This is a genomic window from Lederbergia citrea (assembly GCF_018343525.1).
GTDB lineage: Bacteria > Bacillota > Bacilli > Bacillales > Bacillaceae_C > Lederbergia > Lederbergia citrea.
Window position 1 is genome coordinate 509,446 of record NZ_JAGYPH010000002.1, and the last position, 21,488, is coordinate 530,933.

A 21,488-nucleotide genomic window follows, 5' to 3' on the forward strand; every position below is an offset into this window, starting at 1 on the left:
AATAGATCTTGAGAATTTCTAATGAGGACTCGGTTTTTAAACTTCTCGAAATCGAGTCCTCAATCCAGTTTTTAACGCCATCATTTTCGCTATTTCAACTATTGAGGACGTCAATCCAGTTTTTGAAGCCGACGAATGCCCTTTTTTAATTTTCCTTAAAGAAATATTTGCTTTGAATAAAGCGAACGTTATACTATAGAAGTGCACTTATGCAAATAGAGGTGAAAGAATATGTATGACAAATTACAATACGTGGAAGAGCGCTATGATAAGCTGAATGAGCTTTTGAGCGATCCCGAAATTGTCAGTGATGCGGCAAAACTTCGTGAATATTCGAAGGAACAGTCTGCCATAGCGGAAACGGTTGAAGTATATCGTGAATATAAAGAAGTTCAAACTCAATATAAAGAAGCAAAAGAAATGCTGGATGATAAAATGGACGCAGAGATGCGTGAGATGGTAAAAGAAGAAATTGGTGAATTGGAAGATCGGATTGAGGAATTGGATGGCCGTTTGAAAATCTTACTCGTTCCGAAAGATCCGAATGATGATAAAAACGTTATCATGGAAATTCGTGGTGCCGCGGGCGGAGATGAAGCAGCCTTATTTGCCGGAAATCTCTACCGTATGTATAGCCGTTTTGCTGAAAACCACGGCTGGAAAACAGATGTGATTGAAGCGCATTCCACAGGGCTTGGCGGCTATAAAGAAATTATTTTCATGATTAACGGAAATGGCGCATTTTCTAAGTTGAAATATGAAAACGGCGCACATCGTGTTCAGCGTGTTCCTGAAACAGAATCAGGCGGCCGTATCCATACGTCGACTGCGACAGTTGCGGTGCTTCCGGAAGCGGAGGAAGTGGAAATCGATATTCATGAAAAAGATATTCGTGTCGATACTTTCGCTTCAAGCGGTCCAGGCGGACAAAGTGTTAATACGACGATGTCAGCTGTTCGTTTAACTCATATTCCAACAGGTGTCGTTGTTTCGTGTCAGGATGAAAAATCACAAATTAAAAATAAAGAAAAAGCGATGAAAGTACTGCGCGCGCGCGTGTATGATAAGTTTCAGCAGGAAGCACAAGCTGAATACGATGCAAATAGGAAGTCAGCTGTCGGAACTGGTGACCGTTCCGAACGTATCCGTACGTACAATTTTCCGCAAAACCGGGTGACAGATCACCGAATTGGCTTAACGATTCAAAAGCTTGATCAGATTTTGGAAGGCAAGCTGGATGAATTCATCGATGCTCTAGTGATTGAAGATCAATCGAAAAAACTTGAGAGTGTGGAAGAATAAAGATGAAGCAGATGAAACTGTTTGAAGCCCTCCATTGGGCTTCTTCTTTTTTAAAAGAACATAATCGAGATGAAAATGCCGGAGAACTGCTCATGATGTGGATATTAAACATCAGTAGGTCTACTCTTTTTGCGGAACAAAGAATGGAATTGTCGGCTGTTGATTGGGAGCGATTCGCACAAGCTGTAAAAGACCATGCGTCAGGTCGACCTGTTCAGCATATTATCGGCTACGAAGAATTTTATGGCCGCCGGTTTATTGTCAATGAGCATGTGCTCATCCCAAGACCGGAAACCGAGGAACTTATCGTCGCGGTGCTTGATCGGATCAATAAGCATTTCGGGCCCTCGAGTGAGCCCCTTAAACTGGCAGATATCGGAACTGGGAGCGGAGCCATTGCGGTCACGATGAAATTAGAACGTCCGGAATTGGAAGTGGCAGCTTCGGATATTTCCACAGAGGCGATAAAAATAGCCCGTGAAAATGCCACAAAACTTGGAGCTGAAATTGAATTTCGCCAAGGGGATTTGCTAAATCCATTTATAAATGAAGGTGAGAAATGGGATATTATCCTTTCAAACCCTCCATATATACCAAATGCGGAGGAGCAAATTTTAAGCGAAGTGGTTCGTGAGCATGAACCTCACAATGCATTATTTGGCGGAGTGGACGGTCTCGATTTTTACAGGAGATTTGCGCAAGATCTTCCGAAGATCTTAAATGAAAAGGCGCTCATTTGTTTCGAAATTGGCGCGGGGCAAGGTGAATCTGTAGCAGGGATGATGAGGGAAGCTTTCCCGAAAGGCCATACTGAAATTATTTTTGACATTAATGGGAAAGATCGAATCGTCCTTATTGAAATTTGAATTGTATAAAAACTAAATTCATTGTCCATACTGCCTTGTAGAAGGGGCAGGTGTGGATGATGAATTATATGAATCATAAATTCTATCGAAAACATATAGCGTGGATGTATTTGCTTTTACTTGTGATTGGTACAATTGCTAGTTTGATGATTCCGAAGCAGGAGATGGCTGCAGCCGAAGATCCATTGATTATCCCTGAAGAAGCGATCAGGCTAAGAATTATTCCGAATAGCGACAGTGACACCGATCAAGAGGCGAAAAGGGCGATCCGCGATGCGGTGAACGCCGAAATTACGAAATGGGTGGAAGAATTAACATCCATTGACGAAGCAAGGTCGGTTATTACCTCTCATTTACCCGATGTGGATAAAATCGCACAGCAAGAGCTGGCGGAAAAAGGTCTCGATTATTCAGTAAAAGTAGAATTTGGAAATGTTCAATTTCCTACTAAACTGTATGGCCAATATCTTTATCCTGCTGGAACATACGAAGCAATCCTCATTTCTCTTGGCGAAGGCAGTGGTGCAAATTGGTGGTGTGTTCTTTTTCCACCCCTTTGTTTCCTAGATTTCTCTAACAGTCTTGCTGTGAGTCCCGGCTTCGATGAGGAGGATGTGGATAAAGCTGATGTAAAAGCGAAGGAAGAAAGTAAAGTAACAGCAGTTGTGGATAAACCTGTGGAGAACAAACGATCGTCTCAATCAGCAGAGAAAACCGTTCCCTTTGCAGCTGAAAAAGAAGACGAAGTTGAAGTGAAATTTTTCTTAGTAGAACTATTTAATAAATTATTTTGAAAACAATATTAACAAGAAGCGATAACTTATTAAGGTTATTCACAAAAAAAGCCAAAGTTATCCACTGTATCCTCAAAGTTATTCACAATATGTGTATAACTTCGTGAATAACCCACATGCAAAAAGAAAAAATAAAACTGCGAAACTTGTAGAAATATAGATTTTATCATAAGTTACTACTTTATTACTATGTTACAGGAATGAGGCAATAAAAATGAAAACAGTATGTTGGTCTGTGGATAAAATTGAGGATAACAAAATAAATTATCCACAGCTTGAAGAAGCTGCCCGTTTTTTGCAAAATAACGAGGTGGTGGCTTTTCCTACTGAAACTGTATACGGCCTTGGTGCCAATGCTCAATCCGATGAAGCAGTGTCTAAAATTTTCGCTGCGAAAGGAAGGCCGGCCGATAATCCATTAATTGTCCACATCTCTGATGTTAATCAGCTTCGGGAGTTATCCACTGTCATTCCGGAAAAGTCTGAACAACTTATGAACGCCTTCTGGCCTGGTCCATTGACCCTTATTTTCCAAAAAAAAGCTGGAGCTGTTTCAGAGCTTGTAACTGCAGGCCTAGATACGATCGCTGTCCGTATGCCTGACCATCCGGTTGCACTTGCCTTAATTTCGGCTGCCGATCTACCAATTGCGGCACCAAGTGCAAACCGCTCTGGAAAACCAAGTCCGACAACTGCTAACCATGTACGAACAGATCTTGACGGAAGCATTGCGGGGATTGTTGACGGAGGACCGACGGGTGTCGGGCTTGAGTCTACAGTTGTTGACTGTACGGGAAAGACTCCGGTCATTTTGCGACCAGGTGGTGTTTCTAAAGAAGAAATTGAAGCTGTCATCGGAAAAGTGGAGATCGATCCGGCTCTAATGAGACTCGAAGAAAAACCGAAATCCCCGGGAATGAAATATAAGCATTATGCACCTTCCGCTCCGCTATTTTTAGCGGATGGAGATCAAAAATGGATTCAAGACTTGGTTAACGAAAAACGAAATGAAGGTTTTAAAGTTGGCGTCTTGACATCTACTGAATCTTATCCACAATATGATGCGGATATCGTTCTAGACTGTGGAAGCAGATTCGATTTGACAACCGTCGCACATAACCTTTTCCATACACTCCGTTCTTTTGATGAGGAGCAGGTTGATATCATTTTTTCAGAAGTGTTCCCTGAAGAGGGAGTTGGAGCGGCAATTATGAATCGTCTTGACAAAGCAGCAGGACATAAATGGCTCCGCCAAAACATCTAAACTAGTCTACTTCCCCCTTTTTTTGCATATGTTCCCTTATAGGCATGTCCTAGGGAAAGGGGAAGGTGAATAGTGCTCCCAGAATTAGTTACTTTGCTCATTATGGCATTCGCGGTGGCGATGGATGCTTTTTCTGTCTCTCTTGGGTTGGGAATCTACCAATTAAGAATGAGACAGATCTTTTACATAGGATTAACAGTAGGATTTTTCCACGTGTTAATGCCGTTAGTGGGTATTCTTGCCGGACATCTATTATCAGATACTTTTGGTAAAATTACCGGCTATATAGGTGGAATCTTGCTTATTATACTTGGATTGCAAATGATCATTTTTTGCTTCCACGAGGAGCGAAATTCATTTTTTTCACCAGCTGGTCTTGGATTGATTATATTCTCGTTCATCTTGAGTCTTGACAGTTTTTCAGCAGGACTCAGTCTCGGAATGTACGGTGTTAAAGCGGCAATCGCCGTTCTATGTTTCGGGTTTGTCGCGCTTGGCCTCACATGGGGGGGACTTCTGCTTGGCAGAAAAGTTCAAAACTTGCTGGGTCCATATGGGGAAATATTTGGTGGCATCGTGTTAATTATCTTTGGAATTAAATTACTTCTACCTTTATAATTGAAAAATAAGAGACAGTGTCTTATGGATGCTGTCTCTTTTTGTTAATATATGTCATAATACTTAGTATCTTGACTTTTGACCTAAAGGAGGGGCTCGACTTTGAATATTCTTTTCATCTGTACTGGAAATACGTGCCGAAGCCCTATGGCTACAGCAATTTTTAATCATCAGTGGCTAGACAAGGGTGAAGCGAAATCGGTTGGTTTATTTGCAGTAGAAGGAGAAGATGCTGCTCTACATACACTCAATGTATTAAAAGAAAATGGAATTGAACTCAAACATCAATCAAGACAGCTGAAGGAAGAGGATATTGAATGGGCGTCGCTTGTGCTCACAATGACCGCTTCCCATAAAGCGATGCTTATGAATAACTTCCCTGGTGCAGCTGATAAAATTTTCACTTTAAAGGAATATGTGAATGGCCCAGATGCTGCTCTTGATGTGATCGACCCTTATGGGGGAGATATTCATGTATACCGGTCTACCTTTGCTGAATTAAAAGAATTGATCAATCGCATTTTTAAAGATTAGGGGAATGGATCATGAAAAAGAGAAAATATAAGTTTGGATTGCAAAAAAGACTTGTGCTTTTTACAACGCTGCTAGCTTTGATAACTTTTACGACAAGTGCTTTATTTCTTGGTTTTGTTTATCCATACGTTTCTGATTATATGAGTCAGCAACTATTCGTCATTATCACATTGTCTTTAGGGATTATTTGGTCAGGGATACTTGCCTATTTTGGAGCTCGCCTGCTTACGGCTCCATTACAAAGACTGGAATATGCCGTTGTTAAAGCAGGTGAAGGCGACATTCGTACAGATGTAGAAGTAAATAATGTAGACGATGAAATAAATGCGCTTGGAAAAGCTTTTAATCAAATGCTCCATAATTTTAGAGAAATGGTTCACCGTATCGAAGCGAATTTTAGCCAAACCAATGAAAGTGTCCTTGCTATTTCCAAAAAATCGATGGATGCAGCTGACGAGGCTGAAAGTGCAGCCCATACAATTACCGAAATTTCAGCGGGGGCAGAAAGCTCAGCCGCAGCCATTCAAGCGACAGCCGAATCTGTGGAAGATATTAGTAACATCGCCAAGGAAGTCCAGGAAAAGGCAAGGGAATCAGAGAAAATTTCAGAGCTGATGGTGAAGGAATTGAAAGACAGTCAGCAAGTTGTTCAATCACTTGTGAATGGGATTGGGAAGCTTGCAGAAGATAATCGTGAATCACTTGGAGCTGTACGCAGGCTTGAGGAGAATGCAAAACAAGTGGAGCAAATCATTCAACTTGTCGGTGATATCGCAAATCAGACGAACTTGCTTGCCTTAAATGCATCCATCGAAGCGGCAAGAGCAGGAGAGCATGGGAAAGGTTTCGCTGTAGTTGCTGAAGAGGTTAGAAAGTTGGCAGATGAAAGCGCAAAGGCTGTCCAAGGTATCTCAGATCTCATTCAAAACATTCAAGTGGAAGTTGAAAATGTCGTAAAACAAATTACTGAGCAAGTAGGTTCAGCAAATAATGAAGTGAAAAAAGGGACGCAAACAAATAAAGCCATCGCCGAAATGACAGAAACGATTCATGAATCTGCCTCTGCGGTGAAAAATATATCTCAGCTCGTCGACAATCAAATGGAAAGCGTCCACCAAACATCGATGCAAGCACAAGAGGTCGCAGCGATTGCTGAAGAAACGTCCGCGGGTGCAGAGGAAGTGGCGAAACAATCAAAGAAACAAGCGGAGGACATGGAAGAAATTGACGAGCTTGCGGGGCAATTGAAGGACCAAGCTGGCAAATTAAAAGACACAATCTCTCGTTTCACATTATAATAGGGAAATAAACAAACAGGACAGGTTCAATTGGACCTGTCTTCTTATTAAAAAGGAGGCATTATCATGAAAGTAGCTTTAGCGTCTGATCACGGTGGCATTCATATCCGTGAAGAAATTAAACATTTGCTGGAAGAAATGAAGATAGAGTATGACGATTTTGGTTGTGACTGCGAAGATTCCGTGGACTACCCGGATTATGCACTACCGGTTGCGGAAAAAGTGGCAAAGGGAGAATATGACCGCGGTATTTTAATTTGCGGAACAGGAATTGGCATGAGCATTTCCGCTAATAAAGTAAAGGGAATTCGCTGTGCTCTCGTTCATGACGTTTTCAGTGCGAAAGCGACACGTCAACACAATAATAGCAACGTACTGGCCATGGGAGAACGCGTCATTGGTGCGGGACTCGCGAGAGAAATCGCAAAAACCTGGCTCGAAACCGAATTCGAAGGCGGACGCCACCAAACACGCATCACCAAAATCACAAACTACGAAGGGTGAGGTGCCTGTCACTCCCCGAATTATGTCGAAACAATACCGGGTGGTGACAGGCACCACCCGAAAAATGTCGAAAAATCAGCTAGTTGTTGGGGGGGAGTTCTGTGGCTTTGCCGATTGATGAATGGCGTGCGGAGATGGAGAGGATTGTTCAGGAGTGTAGCGGGGAATTAAGGCTTGGGGCTGGGAAGGTTCTCGTAATTGGCTGTTCCACTTCAGAAGTTGCTGGTGAAAGAATTGGAACTTCTGGAACCATGGAAGCGGCATCGATGATTTTTACTGAACTGAAAAAGTATGCCAATGAGCAGAATTTTCATCTTGCTTTTCAATGCTGTGAACATTTGAACCGCGCATTGGTTGTGGAACGAGAAACAGCCGCCAAAAAAGGATGGGATGAAGTATCCGTTATTCCCGTCCCAACTGCAGGAGGATCGATGGCTGCTTATGCCTATGATCATTTTGATGATCCAGTGGTCGTCGAATTTATTAAAGCGGATGCTGGAATTGATATCGGTGATACGTTTATCGGTATGCATTTAAAGCATGTAGCCGTTCCAATTCGCATCAATCAAAAGCAACTCGGAAATGCGCACGTAACCATTGCGACGACGCGAAACAAACTAATCGGTGGTGCGAGAGCTGTATATGAACGAGGAAAACTGAACGATCAATGCTAATTTTGACAATAATGTTCAGTTTTAGCCGGTAAAAAACGAAAAATCGTTTGGCAAGCACTATCCTTCATGGTAAAATGGAAAAGAATTTATAACAACTATTAATAATCGGTAAATTGATGAGGGGGAGCGAAATGAGCATAATTGCACAACAAGATCCGCAAGTATATAAAGCTATTCAAAATGAGTTGAAGCGTCAGCGGACAAAAATTGAATTAATTGCATCTGAAAACTTTGTAAGCGAAGCGGTCATGGAGGCCCAAGGTTCTGTTTTAACTAATAAATATGCAGAAGGATATCCAGGACGCCGCTACTACGGTGGCTGCGAATATGTCGATGTTGCTGAAGACCTTGCGCGCGACCGAGCAAAAGAGATTTTTGGAGCAGAGCACGCCAACGTGCAGCCTCATTCCGGCTCTCAAGCAAATATGGCCGTTTACTTTACTGTTCTAGAACCAGGCGATACGGTTCTTGGTATGAATTTATCTCACGGCGGTCACTTGACACACGGAAGCCCAGTTAACTTCAGTGGTGTTCAATATAATTTCGTTGAATATGGTGTAGATGAAAAAAGCCATCTAATCAATTATGAAGATGTTCGTCAGAAGGCATTAGAGCATAAACCTAAGCTGATCGTTGCTGGAGCCAGTGCTTATCCTCGCGAAATTGATTTTAAAAAATTCCGGGAAATTGCTGATGAAGTCGGCGCTTATTTAATGGTCGATATGGCTCATATTGCAGGACTTGTTGCTGTTGGACTTCATTCTAATCCAGTTCCATATGCACATTTCGTTACAACTACAACTCATAAAACATTGCGCGGACCAAGAGGCGGTATGGTTCTTTGTACAGAAGAATTTGCAAAGAAAATTGATAAAGCGATCTTCCCTGGCTTGCAGGGTGGTCCACTGATGCATGTGATTGCAGCAAAAGCAGTCTCTTTCGGTGAAGTACTGAGCGATGATTTCAAAACTTATATCCAAAACGTCATTGATAATGCAAAACGCCTTGGCGAATCGTTGAAAAAAGAAGGGATTGACCTTGTTTCAGATGGAACGGACAATCACTTGCTTTTACTCGACTTGCGTTCATTTGGCTTGACAGGAAAAGTAGCTGAAAAAGTATTGGACGATGTCGGTATTACAGTAAACAAAAACACGATTCCTTACGACCCGGAAGGTCCATTTACGACAAGCGGAATTCGTATCGGTACGCCAGCTGTCACTTCAAGAGGGTTTGGGCTTGAAGAAATGGATGAAATTGCAGCCCTGATCGGATTTATATTGAAAAATCACGATAATGAAGCTAAATTGGATGAAGCCCGTAACCGCGTTGAAGCATTAACTTCTAAATTTGCATTATACGAATAAAAGCGCAGGCGCCTTGCTTAGCCCCGACAAGCAAATGTTCTTTCGCCAATGAAGTCCGACTTTTGACTTCAATGGTGAAAGGGCATTTGACCTCGAGGGGCTAGGCGCCGGAGCTAGACGAATAATAAATAGAAAAACGAGCTGTTTCTAAAATTAGGAGCGGCTCGTTTTATTTTTTTTAAAAAAATGAGTATAACATATTTCCTATTTATCTTGCTCTACACCCTACTTTTCGGTAGAATAATCAACGACAAGTCGAATAATGCAGGTAATAGCAACCAGTTTTGGCTGCATGTTAAAAATATCCGCTGCTTTCGGCATGACCCAAATTAAAGGAGAGATACCATGGCCAAAGTATATGTGTTCGACCATCCTCTCATTCAACACAAAATAACATTTATTAGGGATAAAAACACGGGAACGAAGGAATTCCGCGAACTTGTGGATGAAGTGGCAACTTTGATGATGTACGAAATTACGAGGGATATGCAGCTCCAAGAAATTGAAGTGGAAACCCCTGTTAGTACAGCAAAATCAAAAGTGATCGCCGGAAAAAAATTAGGCATTGTTCCCATTCTTCGGGCTGGTATCGGGATGGTTGATGGCATCCTTAACTTGATTCCTACCGCAAAAGTGGGTCATATCGGCCTTTACCGTGATCCTGAAACATTACAACCTGTTGAATATTATGTAAAACTTCCAAGCGACGTAGAAGAACGCGATTTTATTTTAGTAGATCCGATGCTTGCTACAGGTGGTTCTGCCGTTGCTGCGATTGATTCGCTGAAAAGCCGCGGAGCGAAGCATATTAAATTTATGTGTTTAATTGCGGCACCTGAAGGAGTCGAGGTAATGCAAAAAGCCCATCCAGATGTGGATATTTATATCGCTGGCCTTGACGATAAATTGAATGAAAAAGGCTATATCGTTCCTGGACTTGGTGATGCAGGTGACCGTTTATTTGGTACGAAATAAGCTGACATGACAAAACGTGTAAAAGTGATGTCCATTTTTGGAACTCGGCCGGAAGCAATTAAAATGGCTCCGCTCGTGTTGGAGCTGCAAAAGCGCTCGGACGAATTTGAAGCGATCGTTGCAGTGACTGCCCAACATCGGCAAATGCTTGATCAAGTACTCGACATATTTGATATTAAGCCAGATTATGATTTGAACATTATGAAGGATCGCCAAACGCTTATCGATGTAACGACCCGTGGTTTGGAAGGACTCGACCGTGTGATGAAAGAAGTGAAGCCAGATATCGTGCTCGTACATGGCGATACTTCCACGACGTTTATTGCGAGTTTAGCAGCCTTTTATAATCAAATTGTCGTTGGTCATGTGGAAGCAGGCTTACGGACTTGGAATAAATATTCTCCTTTTCCTGAAGAAATGAATCGTCAATTGACAGGCATTATCGCAGATTTGCATTTTTCACCGACTGAGAAGGCGGCGCAAAATCTATTAAATGAAAATAAAAATGTAGAAACGATTTTTATTACAGGCAACACAGCGATCGATGCATTGAAAACGACGGTAAAAGATGAGTATAGCCATGAGGTATTGGACAAGCTCGGCGATGACCGCTTGATTTTATTGACGGCGCATCGCCGAGAAAACTTGGGTGAACCGATGAGGAATATGTTCCGTGCGATCAAGCGAATCGTGAACGAACAACCTGATGTTCAAGTCATTTACCCAGTCCATTTGAACCCAGTCGTGCGGGAGCTTGCTGATGAGATCCTCGGAAATGATGCGAGGATTCATTTAATCGAACCACTCGACGTAATTGATTTTCATAACTTTGCCAACCGTGCTTACCTAATCCTTACTGATTCAGGTGGTGTTCAGGAAGAAGCACCTTCACTTGCCGTCCCAGTCCTCGTTCTTCGAGATACGACCGAGCGGCCGGAAGGTATTGAGGCAGGCACGTTGAAGCTAGCCGGGACAGATGAAGAAACGATTTATCAACTGGCAACACAGCTGCTGACTGACAATGCTGAATGTGAAAAAATGGCCAATGCAGCGAACCCATACGGAGATGGTCATGCTTCGTCGCGGATTTGCGACGCCATTTTGTATCATTTTGGTAATCGTAAAAACAAGCCAGATACATTTAAAGCTTAATCACTAGGAAAAAGACGGAAACTCCGTCTTTTTTTTTATTTGGAGCAAAATCCACAAAAACCCAGCTGTCAAATTTAGTCGAAAACCGACCTTCTGAATAATTTTTGATGATTTTGTGAACAATCCCCAAACACCCGGAAACCATAGTTGAAAAATACTGGAAACACGTTGACTTTGATATAGTGCTATTGTATGCTAACAAAGGGTATGACTAATACGTTATTTCGTTTATTCGCAACTATTCCGGGCATGAGCGCGCACATGCTTTTGGTAATCGTTGAACACTAGCTTTTCATCGAACTCTTCAATGCCAAGTTGAAACGTTTCACATTGGCCCACAAAGTTCGACATTTCTTTTCAGGAGATTAAAAAAGATATGCCGGAACTCCAACAATTATTCTACAGGCACTGCAAATACATATTATATCTTTTGTCGATTTATGTATTGGGATGGGGATTCACGAGCTATAAATCCATCTTTATGGGTTTAATACTCGGCACATCTGTAAGCCTTTTTAATCACTGGTATTTAGTAAGGAAAACGACGATTTTTGGCGAAGCTTTTACTTCGGGAAAAAAAGTTCGTTCACTAGGTACGCTAGTAAGAATGGCAACTGTTATTTTGGCCGTTTATATTGCCGGAAAGTATCCGGATACTTTTCATTTAGTAAGTGTGATTATTGGAGTAATGACAGCCTATGCCGTCATTATGATAGATTTTGCATTACAACAAATTTTTAAATCCCACGAATAGCGGGAAGAGAGGTGAACTCGATTGGATCATGGAGCACCACTAGTCAACATTGGGGGGCTATGGTTTAACTTATCAAACGTTTTAATGATTTCGGTCTCAGCATTGGTCGTCATCTTAATCGCAGTCCTGTCCACCCGGAATCTACATATGAAGCCAACTGGCATGCAGAACTTCATGGAATGGATCATGGATTTTGTAAAAGGTATTGTCAAAAGCAACATGGACTGGAAAACCGGCGGGAACTTTCATTTGCTTGGTATAACATTATTAATGTTTATTTTCGTATCCAACATGCTCGGACTGCCATTCGCACTTATCGTACATGATAATCTCTGGTGGAAATCACCGACTGCCGACCCTGTCATTACTTTAACATTGGCAGTAATGGTTATCGGTTTATCCCATTATTACGGGGTGAAGATGAAAGGTGCCAAGGAATATGGGCGCGACTATTTCAGGCCAGTAGGATTTATGTTCCCCTTTAAAATTATTGAGGAATTTGCAAACACGATCAGCCTCGGTCTCCGTCTATACGGAAACATTTATGCAGGTGAAGTGTTGATTGGTTTATTGGCTGCAGTTGGTTCAGCCAGTTTCTTAGGTGCTGTTGGAGGAATCATTCCTCTTATGGTATGGCAAGGATTTAGTATCTTTGTCGGCGCACTACAAGCATTTATTTTTACTATGTTAACGATGGTTTATATCTCACACAAAGTGAGTTCAGACCATTAATATATACCTGTTCATAATAGGACAGACCAATAAATATTTTTTTATAAAACGAGGAGGAAATTCATAATGTACGCATTAGCAGCAGCAATCGCAATAGGTTTATCAGCATTAGGCGCAGGTCTTGGTAACGGTATGATCGTTTCTAAAACAGTAGAAGGTATGGCACGTCAACCAGAAGCACGTGGTATGCTTCAAACAACAATGTTTATCGGTGTAGGTATCGTTGAGGCGATTCCTATCATGGGTGCGGTTATCGCGTTCATGCTACAAGGAAGAGTATAAGCTTCGTCCTACCATAGGATGAATTAGCTCTTGATAAAAGCTTGAAAATGGCGAAGCTCACTAGCTGGGAATCTTCGCCATTGCTTTATGTAAAGAATAAGTAAAAATGCTGTCGATACATATATCAGCATCTTCAAACACCTATTCGGCGCGATGATACAATTGCGTCTTCATTTTTGAAGGGAGTGAAGCAAACGTGCTTACTAATTTCGCACTTGGAGCTGCTACCGGTACTTTTAACGGTGGAGATATCCTTTTTACAATTGCAGCCTTTGCGCTTTTAATGTTTATCTTGAAAAAAGTAGCATGGGGCCCATTAATGGGAATCATGATTCAGCGTGAAGAGCATATTGCTGGTGAAATTGAGGCTGCTGAAAAAAGCCGCAATGAATCCAATCAATTGCTGGAAGATCAAAGAGCATTATTGAAAGAAGCGCGCCTAGAAGCTCAAGAAATGATTGAGAACTCGAAAAAACATGGCGAAGCACAGCGTGAAGATATTATTCAAACGGCACGCCAAGAGGCAGAGCGTTTGAAAGAATCAGCGCGTCTTGAAATTGAACAGCAAAAAGAGCAGGCAGTTGCAGCTTTACGTGAACAAGTCGCATCATTGTCTGTCATGATTGCTTCTAAAGTTATTGAAAAAGAATTGAATGAAGAAGATCAGCAAAAATTGATCAATGACTACATTCAAAGGGCAGGAGAATAGCGATGAGCCAAAATATTGTCGCAGAACGCTATGCTTTAGCTCTTTTCCAATTAGCTAAAGAACACAATATCGTTCAAAAAATGGAAGAAGAACTGCGCGTTGTTAGAAAGGCTGTTCAGGAAAACCCAGCCTTCATTACGCTCCTTACTTCTCCAAATATGTCTCTTCATGAGAAGAAAAACTTATTGAAAAGTGTTTTTTCAGGCGTATCGCCATTCGTATCACACACATTAATGTTATTAATTGACCGTCACCGAGAGAGCGATATCGCTGATGTCGCGGGTTCGTTTATCGAATTAGCAAATAAAGAAAATGGAATTGCAGAAGCAACAGTGTATACGGTTCGTCCACTCACTGCTTTAGAAGCGGATTCTGTTTCAGCATCATTTGCACCAAAAGTCGGCAGACGCTCATTAAACATTGAAAATATAGTTGATACAAATCTTCTTGGCGGCATGAAAGTCCGCATTGGAAATCGTATATTTGACGGTAGCCTGCGCGGCAAGCTTGACCGTCTGGAACGTACATTGACCACTTAATGAAAGACTTGAAAAATGAGGGGTGAAATTCATGAGCATCAAAGCTGAAGAAATCAGTGCGCTGATAAAAAAGCAAATTGAAAATTATCAGGCTGATATGGAAGTAAGTGATGTTGGTACAGTCATCCAAGTTGGGGACGGAATTGCCCGTGCTTATGGACTGGACAATGTCATGGCAGGAGAACTTGTTGAATTCTCTAACGGCGTTCTTGGAATGGCGCAAAACCTTGAAGAAAGTAACGTAGGTATCGTTATCCTTGGACCATATACAGATATTCGTGAAGGCGATGAAGTTCGTCGTACAGGACGCATCATGGAAGTTCCTGTCGGTGAAGAAATGATCGGTCGCGTCGTGAATCCACTTGGTCAGCCGATTGACGGCCTTGGCCCAATTAATACAACAAAATCACGTCCAATCGAAGGCCCAGCGCCAGGCGTAATGGACCGTAAATCGGTTCATGAACCTCTGCAAACAGGGATTAAAGCGATTGACGCACTTGTTCCAATCGGTCGTGGTCAGCGTGAGCTAATCATCGGTGACCGCCAAACTGGTAAAACAACAGTAGCAATCGATGCAATTTTGAACCAACGCGACCAAGACATGATTTGTGTGTACGTTGCGATTGGACAAAAAGAATCAACAGTACGCGGTGCAGTTGAAACACTTCGTAGACACGGAGCGCTAGATTACACAATCGTAGTTTCAGCATCAGCTTCACAACCAGCTCCACTTCTTTTCCTAGCTCCATATACAGGAGTTACGCTGGGTGAAGAATTTATGTACAACGGCAAGCACGTACTTGTTGTTTATGATGACCTTTCTAAACAAGCAGCTGCATACCGTGAACTTTCCTTGCTACTTCGCCGTCCTCCAGGCCGTGAAGCTTATCCGGGAGACGTTTTCTACTTGCACTCACGTTTACTTGAACGTGCTGCGAAATTGAGTGACGCAAAAGGCGGCGGATCATTGACTGCCCTTCCATTCGTTGAAACACAAGCGGGAGATATTTCTGCCTACATTCCAACGAACGTTATCTCAATTACTGACGGACAAATTTTCTTGCAATCTGATTTGTTCTTCTCAGGTGTACGCCCAGCGATTAACGCAGGTCTTTCTGTATCTCGTGTTGGTGGGTCTGCACAAATTAAAGCGATGAAAAAAGTAGCAGGTACACTGCGTCTTGACCTTGCCGCTTTCCGTGAGCTTGAGTCATTTGCACAGTTCGGTTCTGACCTTGACCAAGCGACACAAGCGAAACTTAACCGCGGTATGCGTACGGTTGAAGTGTTGAAGCAAGACTTGAATAAACCAATCAAAGTCGAAAAGCAAGTTATGATCTTGTTTGCTTTGACAAATGGATTCTTGGACGACATTCCAGTTACTGACGTTCTTCGCTTTGAAGCTGAGCTTTATTCTTGGCTTGACCATAACCGCGCTGAACTGCTTGAAACAATCCGTACAACAGGAGCGCTTCCTGCAAACGAAGAGCTTGTTGATGCGTTAAATACATTCAAAAGAACTTTTGCTAAAAGCGAATAATTAATAAAGGTGAAACGGTCATTGGCCGTTTCATCCCCAACTTTGAATAAAGGGTGGTGAGAATCAGTGGCATCCTTACGTGAGATTCAATCCCGAATTAACTCGACGAAGAAAACAAGCCAAATTACCAAAGCGATGCAAATGGTATCTGCTGCAAAGTTGAACCGTGCTGAAACAAATGCGAAATCATTTGTTCCATATATGGAGAAAATCCAAGAAGTGGTCACCAGCATCGCACTTGGAAGTAAAGATGTGAACCATCCGATGCTTGTATCCCGTCCAGTCAAGAGAACGGGATATCTAGTCATCACTGCCGATCGTGGTCTGGCAGGACCATACAACAGCAGCATCTTGCGTGCTGTTTACACGAAAATTCGTGAACGCCATCAATCAGATGACGAGTATGCGATCATCGCCATCGGTCGGATGGGACGTGACTTTTTCCTCAAAAGAAATATGAACGTAGTGCTTGAAATTAACGGACTTCCTGATCAGCCGCTTTTTGCCGACATCATGGAAATTACGAGTAAAACGGTTGGTATGTTCTCAGATGGCACTTTTGACGAATTGTATATGTACTATAACCACTTCGTCAGCGCCATGACACAAGAAGTGACAGAGAAAAAAGTATTGCCGCTCACTGATCTTGGTTCTACCACAAAGCTTATGTCTTATGAGTACGAACCATCAGCTGAAGCAATCCTTGAAGTCTTGCTTCCGCAATATGCAGAGAGCCTTATTTATGGGGCACTTCTTGATGGAAAAGCAAGTGAGCACGCAGCTAGAATGACAGCAATGAAGAGTGCAACTGATAATGCTGGTGAGTTAATCGACAGCTTAAAATTATCATTTAACCGTGCACGCCAAGCGATGATTACTCAGGAAATCACTGAAATCGTCGGTGGAGTAGCGGCACTTGAATAACGAAAAGCGGAAGCGCCTTGATCAGCCCCGACAAGCACAAGACGATTCCCGAGGAGGCAGTTCTTCAGCCACCACAGGGAATTGGCTTGTGACCTCGAGGGGCTAGGCGCTGGAGCTAGACAAGTAAATGTAAATTGGAAAGACCATAACCCAGGTAGGAGGGGAAATGATGAACAAAGGACAGGTTCTACAAGTAATGGGTCCGGTTATTGACGTGAAATTCGCCAATGGCCAGCTCCCTGAAATTTATAACGCACTTAAAGTTACAAGTGCAGGTGATGCAAACATCGAGTTGACATTGGAAGTTGCCCTTCATCTTGGCGATGATACAGTTCGTACAATCGCAATGGCGTCCACTGACGGCGTACAGCGCGGTATGGACGTCCTCGATACAGGTGCACCCATTTCCGTGCCAGTTGGTGACGTTACACTTGGACGTGTATTCAACGTTTTAGGTGAAAACATTGACCTTGATGAGAAACTTGACGAAGGTGTACGCCGTGATTCGATTCACCGTGCAGCACCGAAATTTGATCAGCTTTCCACAGAGGTTGAAATTTTGGAAACAGGTATTAAAGTTGTTGACTTGCTTGCTCCTTACATTAAGGGTGGTAAGATCGGTCTCTTCGGTGGTGCGGGTGTAGGTAAAACCGTTCTAATCCAAGAATTGATCAACAACATCGCTCAAGAGCACGGTGGTATTTCAGTATTCGCTGGTGTTGGAGAGCGTACACGTGAAGGTAATGACCTTTACTACGAGATGAAAGATTCAGGCGTTATTAATAAAACAGCGATGGTATTCGGACAAATGAACGAGCCACCAGGAGCACGTATGCGTGTTGCATTGACTGGTTTGACAATGGCTGAGTACTTCCGTGATGAGCAAGGACAGGACGTTCTGTTCTTTATCGACAACATTTTCCGCTTTACACAAGCAGGTTCTGAGGTTTCTGCCCTTCTCGGCCGTATGCCTTCAGCGGTTGGTTATCAGCCGACACTTGCAACGGAAATGGGTCAACTTCAAGAGCGTATTACATCAACAAACGTTGGTTCAGTAACATCTATCCAAGCGATTTACGTTCCTGCGGATGACTATACTGACCCGGCTCCAGCAACAACGTTTGCTCACCTTGATGCAACGACAAACCTTGAGCGTAAGCTTTCAGAAATGGGTATCTACCCTGCGGTTGACCCATTAGCTTCTACTTCAAGAGCACTTTCGCCAGAAATCGTTGGGGAAGAGCATTACGAAGTTGCTCGTCAAGTTCAGCAAACACTACAACGCTACAGAGAGTTGCAAGATATTATTGCAATCCTAGGTATGGATGAGCTTTCAGACGAAGATAAACTGACTGTTCACCGTGCACGCCGGATTCAATTCTTCTTGTCACAAAACTTCCACGTAGCTGAACAATTTACAGGTCAAGCTGGTTCTTATGTACCAGTACAGGACACTGTAAAAGGCTTCAAAGAGCTACTTGAAGGTAAATATGACCATCTTCCTGAGGATGCTTTCCGTCTTGTCGGACCAATTGAAGATGCGATCAAAAAAGCGCAAGAAATGGGCGTCGAAGCATAATCCGGGAGGTAGTGTAGGTGAAGACATTGCATGTTAGTATTGTCACTCCCGACGGTCCGGTATATGACTCTGAAGTAGATATGCTCAGCACAAAAGCAGAATCGGGAGAACTCGGAATTCTCCGAGGCCACATTCCGATGGTTGCTCCGCTTCAAATTGGCGCTGTTCGCCTTAACAAGGGCAGCGAAACTGAATACGTAGCAGTCAGCGGCGGCTTTTTAGAAGTTCGCCCGGAAAAGGTAACCATTCTTGCCCAAACAGCTGAGCGGTCAGAAAGCATTGATATTGCCCGCGCGGAAGAAGCAAAGCACCGCGCAGAAGACCGTCTTCAGGGAAAACAAGATGCCGTTGATTTTAAACGGGCGGAACTGGCACTGAAAAGAGCCATGAACCGTATAGATGTATATAGCCATAAATAAGTAAAAACAAACAGGACACCTTCTGACATAGGGTCGGAAGGTGTCCAAACTTATAGCAGGCATCTAAGAAATGCATGAAGAGGAGGTTTCTAGATGCTAGAAGATGTAGCCCAGCAGGGATTAATAAGTATCATCTCACATTTATTTTTTATCGGAATAGCCTTTTATGCACTTCAAGCATTACATTTTGATAAATTACTTAGAGGAAACCGTGTCTTTCAAGCTAGGCTTCTCTACATTTTATTAACAATTGTCATTGGATCATCTGTCAGTAATTTTTTCCTCGATTATTTAAACTGGTCACAGCAACTAAAGCACCTTTTTTAAATAATAGGACTTCCGGCATGTTTTCAACAATTGGTTTTTTGTATATTATTTGATAAGTACCTCGAAAAATGTCGAAAGAAACCAGTCAATAAAAGTCTATTGCTGGCGGTTTTCTTTAAGTATTACTTTCCCCAGAGTGGAAACACTGTAATTAGGGGGAGAGGTCATGAAGAATAGACAATTTTTCATATTGGTACAATTAATCTTAAGCTTTGGTTTCATCATTATTTTTATTGGGAATAACACCAATGCAGCGCAAATCTCCACTGATGTTGACAAATTAGCACAGCTTATCAAAAGTCATAATGGCGCAATCATTGAATGGTCTTTATATGCAAGAGAATCCGTCTATCTTTCATCAAAGGATGAGTGGTTGACTAAAGGACAACAGCTTGAAGAACAGTATCCAGACATGCAATGGTCTACATCCTTTGCGACAGACACTGTTTCCATCATTGGCTATATCGATCATGGAGCGTTCAGCGAAACAATAAAAATCATATCAACCGATAAAAATAGACAATCCTCTTCGTATATAATATACGAAGCGAAGGGTTCAAGCTGGGACACTAAAGAGACTGCCAACCAAGTAGCTCAAGCAGTGAATCCAAAAGTCGATGCACTTTTCGACAAAAAGCCGATTATTTTCTCTTGTATAAAAGGCGAATTCAGTGAGGAACTGAATGAATTTCGACGTTTTTCTTTGGATGGATTTTTGCAGTCCCTTCAAGCGAAAGAAATTGAATCCGTAAAAGAAGGAGATTTTTACTCCCTTTCAGGATATTCCTCTCTTTTTGCCCAAAGCTTATCTTTACCCAACCAACAAATGAATATGCAAATTGGACTACGTAAAAACGAAATGGGACCCGGAACCACCATTGTGGTCGGCACACCCATCTTGACGATTGAATATTAATATAAAAGAATACAGACGCGGAGGGGAATACTCTTGGAAAAAATCATCGTCCGCGGCGGAAAAAGGCTGAGCGGCACTGTTAAAGTCGAGGGAGCAAAGAATGCCGTACTGCCTGTGATCGCTGCATCATTATTGGCTAGTGAAGGAAAGAGCATCATACATGATGTTCCGACTCTCTCCGATGTATATACAATTGGTGAAGTGCTGCGCCATTTGAATGCCAGCGTTGAATTTAAAAATAAAACCATTATTGTGGATGCATCAAAGGAGCTCAACATAGAAGCACCATTTGAATACGTTCGGAAAATGAGAGCATCTGTGCTTGTCATGGGCTCTTTACTTGCACGACAAGGAAAAGCCCGTGTAGCTTTACCTGGGGGCTGCGCAATTGGCTCTAGACCGATTGATCTTCACCTCAAAGGGTTTGAAGCAATGGGTGCAAAAGTAAAAGTTGAAAATGGCTTCATTGAGGCAACAGCTGAGAAGTTAACAGGTGCGAAAATTTACTTGGACTTCCCAAGTGTTGGAGCTACACAAAACATCATGATGGCGGCAGCTTTAGCTGAAGGAACGACTGTGATTGAAAACTGTGCGAAGGAACCTGAAATTGTTGACCTTGCTAATTATTTGAACGGCATGGGTGGTATTGTTAAAGGTGCTGGCACAGGTACAATCCGCATCGAGGGAGTCGAAAAATTGTATGGCGTTGAACATACAATCATCCCAGACAGAATTGAAGCGGGAACATTTATGATTGCAGCAGCCATTACTGGTGGCAACGTGCTTGTTCAAGGCGCAGTACCTGAACACTTGTCATCTGTAATTTCAAAACTGGAAGAAATGAATGTAACAATCATTGAAGAGCCAACAGGCCTTCGTGTCATAGGACCAGATAAACTAAAGCCTGCGGATATTAAAACGATGCCTCATCCGGGCTTCCCGACAGACATGCAGTCACAAATGATGGCTCTACTTGTTTGTGCACAAGGAACAAGCGTCATCACTGAAACGGTTTTTGAAAATCGCTACATGCATGCGGAAGAATTTCGCAGAATGAATTCCGAGATTAAAATCGAAGGACGTTCTGTCATTATTAACGGCCCGTGCAAATTGCAAGGAGCTGAAGTCGCTGCAACCGACTTGCGAGCAGGTGCAGCTCTCATCATTGCAGGCTTGAAAGCAGAAGGCCATACCCGCGTAACGGAATTGAAACACCTTGATCGCGGTTACTTAGATTTCCATCTGAAACTACGTTCTCTAGGAGCAGATATTGAGCGTGTGAAAGATGAAAGTGAAAAACCAGAAGTTAAAACAATCCAAGCAAAAGTAGCTGATCTTTAATAACATGAACATGGCATTTGCGGGTATACCGTAAGTGCCATGTTCTTTTTTCTGTTCTGAAAGTGTCTGGCATAAATG

24 protein-coding genes are annotated in these 21,488 nt (G+C 42.5%); all 24 read left to right on the top strand.

Features of this window, described 5'->3' with window-relative positions:
* Positions 1 to 231 precede the first annotated feature (231 nt).
* The 24 genes from prfA to murA all read left to right on the top strand — a co-directional run bounded on the left by prfA (position 232) and on the right by murA (position 21,410).
* The gene (gene prfA, locus KHA88_RS11595; protein ID WP_213107760.1) at positions 232 to 1,302 is read left to right on the top strand and encodes a peptide chain release factor 1; all 1,071 of its coding nucleotides are present in this window, start codon (positions 232 to 234) and stop codon (positions 1,300 to 1,302) included.
* Between the two features lie 11 nt (positions 1,303 to 1,313).
* Positions 1,314 to 2,168 (top strand): peptide chain release factor N(5)-glutamine methyltransferase, encoded by an 855-nt coding sequence (prmC, locus tag KHA88_RS11600; protein WP_213122295.1) that lies wholly within the window; start codon positions 1,314 to 1,316, stop codon positions 2,166 to 2,168.
* 56 nt (positions 2,169 to 2,224) lie between these two features.
* Positions 2,225 to 2,962, top strand: coding sequence for a stage II sporulation protein R (spoIIR, locus tag KHA88_RS11605; RefSeq protein ID WP_249313072.1), 738 nt, complete (start codon positions 2,225 to 2,227; stop codon positions 2,960 to 2,962).
* Between the two features lie 214 nt (positions 2,963 to 3,176).
* Positions 3,177 to 4,226 carry an L-threonylcarbamoyladenylate synthase gene (locus tag KHA88_RS11610; RefSeq protein WP_213121999.1) on the top strand — a complete coding sequence of 350 codons (1,050 nt, stop codon included), beginning with the start codon at positions 3,177 to 3,179 and terminating at the stop codon, positions 4,224 to 4,226.
* A 102-nt stretch (positions 4,227 to 4,328) separates the two neighbouring features.
* Complete coding sequence (locus KHA88_RS11615) at positions 4,329 to 4,844, top strand: manganese efflux pump MntP (protein ID WP_213122297.1); 516 nt, start codon at positions 4,329 to 4,331, stop codon at positions 4,842 to 4,844.
* 102 nt (positions 4,845 to 4,946) lie between these two features.
* On the top strand, positions 4,947 to 5,378 hold the full coding sequence (locus KHA88_RS11620) for a low molecular weight protein arginine phosphatase (RefSeq protein ID WP_213107762.1): 432 nt from the start codon (positions 4,947 to 4,949) through the stop codon (positions 5,376 to 5,378).
* An 11-nt stretch (positions 5,379 to 5,389) separates the two neighbouring features.
* The gene (locus KHA88_RS11625) at positions 5,390 to 6,676 is read left to right on the top strand and encodes a methyl-accepting chemotaxis protein (protein WP_213122000.1); all 1,287 of its coding nucleotides are present in this window, start codon (positions 5,390 to 5,392) and stop codon (positions 6,674 to 6,676) included.
* Positions 6,677 to 6,742: 66 nt separating this feature from the next.
* Entirely contained in the window at positions 6,743 to 7,180 is a 438-nt protein-coding gene (gene rpiB, locus KHA88_RS11630; protein WP_213122001.1) for a ribose 5-phosphate isomerase B, read from the top strand.
* A gap of 101 nt (positions 7,181 to 7,281) precedes the next feature.
* Complete coding sequence (locus KHA88_RS11635; RefSeq protein WP_346729056.1) at positions 7,282 to 7,854, top strand: TIGR01440 family protein; 573 nt, start codon at positions 7,282 to 7,284, stop codon at positions 7,852 to 7,854.
* 131 nt (positions 7,855 to 7,985) lie between these two features.
* Positions 7,986 to 9,221 (top strand): serine hydroxymethyltransferase, encoded by a 1,236-nt coding sequence (glyA, locus tag KHA88_RS11640; protein ID WP_213098444.1) that lies wholly within the window; start codon positions 7,986 to 7,988, stop codon positions 9,219 to 9,221.
* A 345-nt stretch (positions 9,222 to 9,566) separates the two neighbouring features.
* On the top strand, positions 9,567 to 10,196 hold the full coding sequence (gene upp / locus KHA88_RS11645; protein WP_213098443.1) for a uracil phosphoribosyltransferase: 630 nt from the start codon (positions 9,567 to 9,569) through the stop codon (positions 10,194 to 10,196).
* A 6-nt stretch (positions 10,197 to 10,202) separates the two neighbouring features.
* Positions 10,203 to 11,348, top strand: coding sequence for a non-hydrolyzing UDP-N-acetylglucosamine 2-epimerase (wecB, locus tag KHA88_RS11650; RefSeq protein WP_213122002.1), 1,146 nt, complete (start codon positions 10,203 to 10,205; stop codon positions 11,346 to 11,348).
* 376 nt (positions 11,349 to 11,724) lie between these two features.
* Positions 11,725 to 12,102, top strand: coding sequence for an ATP synthase subunit I (locus tag KHA88_RS11655; RefSeq protein WP_213107767.1), 378 nt, complete (start codon positions 11,725 to 11,727; stop codon positions 12,100 to 12,102).
* Between the two features lie 21 nt (positions 12,103 to 12,123).
* Positions 12,124 to 12,834 (top strand): F0F1 ATP synthase subunit A, encoded by a 711-nt coding sequence (gene atpB / locus KHA88_RS11660; protein WP_213098440.1) that lies wholly within the window; start codon positions 12,124 to 12,126, stop codon positions 12,832 to 12,834.
* 66 nt (positions 12,835 to 12,900) lie between these two features.
* Positions 12,901 to 13,116 (top strand): F0F1 ATP synthase subunit C, encoded by a 216-nt coding sequence (gene atpE / locus KHA88_RS11665; protein ID WP_213098439.1) that lies wholly within the window; start codon positions 12,901 to 12,903, stop codon positions 13,114 to 13,116.
* 196 nt (positions 13,117 to 13,312) lie between these two features.
* The gene (atpF, locus tag KHA88_RS11670; protein ID WP_213098438.1) at positions 13,313 to 13,825 is read left to right on the top strand and encodes a F0F1 ATP synthase subunit B; all 513 of its coding nucleotides are present in this window, start codon (positions 13,313 to 13,315) and stop codon (positions 13,823 to 13,825) included.
* Between the two features lie 2 nt (positions 13,826 to 13,827).
* Positions 13,828 to 14,364, top strand: coding sequence for a F0F1 ATP synthase subunit delta (locus KHA88_RS11675; RefSeq protein WP_213122003.1), 537 nt, complete (start codon positions 13,828 to 13,830; stop codon positions 14,362 to 14,364).
* Between the two features lie 31 nt (positions 14,365 to 14,395).
* Complete coding sequence (gene atpA, locus KHA88_RS11680) at positions 14,396 to 15,904, top strand: F0F1 ATP synthase subunit alpha (RefSeq protein WP_213098436.1); 1,509 nt, start codon at positions 14,396 to 14,398, stop codon at positions 15,902 to 15,904.
* A gap of 66 nt (positions 15,905 to 15,970) precedes the next feature.
* On the top strand, positions 15,971 to 16,828 hold the full coding sequence (locus tag KHA88_RS11685; protein WP_213122004.1) for a F0F1 ATP synthase subunit gamma: 858 nt from the start codon (positions 15,971 to 15,973) through the stop codon (positions 16,826 to 16,828).
* A 169-nt stretch (positions 16,829 to 16,997) separates the two neighbouring features.
* Positions 16,998 to 18,407: a F0F1 ATP synthase subunit beta gene (atpD, locus tag KHA88_RS11690; RefSeq protein ID WP_213107769.1), complete on the top strand. Its 1,410-nt coding sequence runs from the start codon at positions 16,998 to 17,000 to the stop codon at positions 18,405 to 18,407.
* Positions 18,408 to 18,424: 17 nt separating this feature from the next.
* Complete coding sequence (locus KHA88_RS11695) at positions 18,425 to 18,826, top strand: F0F1 ATP synthase subunit epsilon (RefSeq protein ID WP_213098433.1); 402 nt, start codon at positions 18,425 to 18,427, stop codon at positions 18,824 to 18,826.
* Between the two features lie 93 nt (positions 18,827 to 18,919).
* A complete protein-coding gene (locus KHA88_RS11700) occupies positions 18,920 to 19,153 on the top strand; it encodes a DUF1146 family protein (protein ID WP_213098432.1) in 234 nt (77 codons plus the stop codon).
* A gap of 166 nt (positions 19,154 to 19,319) precedes the next feature.
* Positions 19,320 to 20,069 (top strand): YwmB family TATA-box binding protein, encoded by a 750-nt coding sequence (locus KHA88_RS11705; RefSeq protein ID WP_213107770.1) that lies wholly within the window; start codon positions 19,320 to 19,322, stop codon positions 20,067 to 20,069.
* A 33-nt stretch (positions 20,070 to 20,102) separates the two neighbouring features.
* Complete coding sequence (murA, locus tag KHA88_RS11710) at positions 20,103 to 21,410, top strand: UDP-N-acetylglucosamine 1-carboxyvinyltransferase (RefSeq protein ID WP_213098429.1); 1,308 nt, start codon at positions 20,103 to 20,105, stop codon at positions 21,408 to 21,410.
* Positions 21,411 to 21,488 lie beyond the last annotated feature (78 nt).

Bases quoted from the DNA above. Each gene is read 5' to 3' on its own strand.
- prmC (WP_213122295.1), top strand. From the start codon at position 1,314: ATGAAACTGTTTGAAGCCCTCCATTGGGCTTCTTCTTTTTTAAAAGAA.
- KHA88_RS11705 (WP_213107770.1), top strand. From the start codon at position 19,320: ATGAAGAATAGACAATTTTTCATATTGGTACAATTAATCTTAAGCTTT.
- KHA88_RS11655 (WP_213107767.1), top strand. From the start codon at position 11,725: ATGCCGGAACTCCAACAATTATTCTACAGGCACTGCAAATACATATTA.
- wecB (WP_213122002.1), top strand. From the start codon at position 10,203: ATGACAAAACGTGTAAAAGTGATGTCCATTTTTGGAACTCGGCCGGAA.
- KHA88_RS11625 (WP_213122000.1), top strand. From the start codon at position 5,390: ATGAAAAAGAGAAAATATAAGTTTGGATTGCAAAAAAGACTTGTGCTT.
- upp (WP_213098443.1), top strand. From the start codon at position 9,567: ATGGCCAAAGTATATGTGTTCGACCATCCTCTCATTCAACACAAAATA.
- KHA88_RS11700 (WP_213098432.1), top strand. From the start codon at position 18,920: ATGCTAGAAGATGTAGCCCAGCAGGGATTAATAAGTATCATCTCACAT.
- atpE (WP_213098439.1), top strand. From the start codon at position 12,901: ATGTACGCATTAGCAGCAGCAATCGCAATAGGTTTATCAGCATTAGGC.
- spoIIR (WP_249313072.1), top strand. From the start codon at position 2,225: ATGATGAATTATATGAATCATAAATTCTATCGAAAACATATAGCGTGG.
- glyA (WP_213098444.1), top strand. From the start codon at position 7,986: ATGAGCATAATTGCACAACAAGATCCGCAAGTATATAAAGCTATTCAA.
- KHA88_RS11610 (WP_213121999.1), top strand. From the start codon at position 3,177: ATGAAAACAGTATGTTGGTCTGTGGATAAAATTGAGGATAACAAAATA.
- prfA (WP_213107760.1), top strand. From the start codon at position 232: ATGTATGACAAATTACAATACGTGGAAGAGCGCTATGATAAGCTGAAT.
- rpiB (WP_213122001.1), top strand. From the start codon at position 6,743: ATGAAAGTAGCTTTAGCGTCTGATCACGGTGGCATTCATATCCGTGAA.
- KHA88_RS11675 (WP_213122003.1), top strand. From the start codon at position 13,828: ATGAGCCAAAATATTGTCGCAGAACGCTATGCTTTAGCTCTTTTCCAA.
- atpD (WP_213107769.1), top strand. From the start codon at position 16,998: ATGAACAAAGGACAGGTTCTACAAGTAATGGGTCCGGTTATTGACGTG.
- KHA88_RS11615 (WP_213122297.1), top strand. From the start codon at position 4,329: ATGGCATTCGCGGTGGCGATGGATGCTTTTTCTGTCTCTCTTGGGTTG.
- atpA (WP_213098436.1), top strand. From the start codon at position 14,396: ATGAGCATCAAAGCTGAAGAAATCAGTGCGCTGATAAAAAAGCAAATT.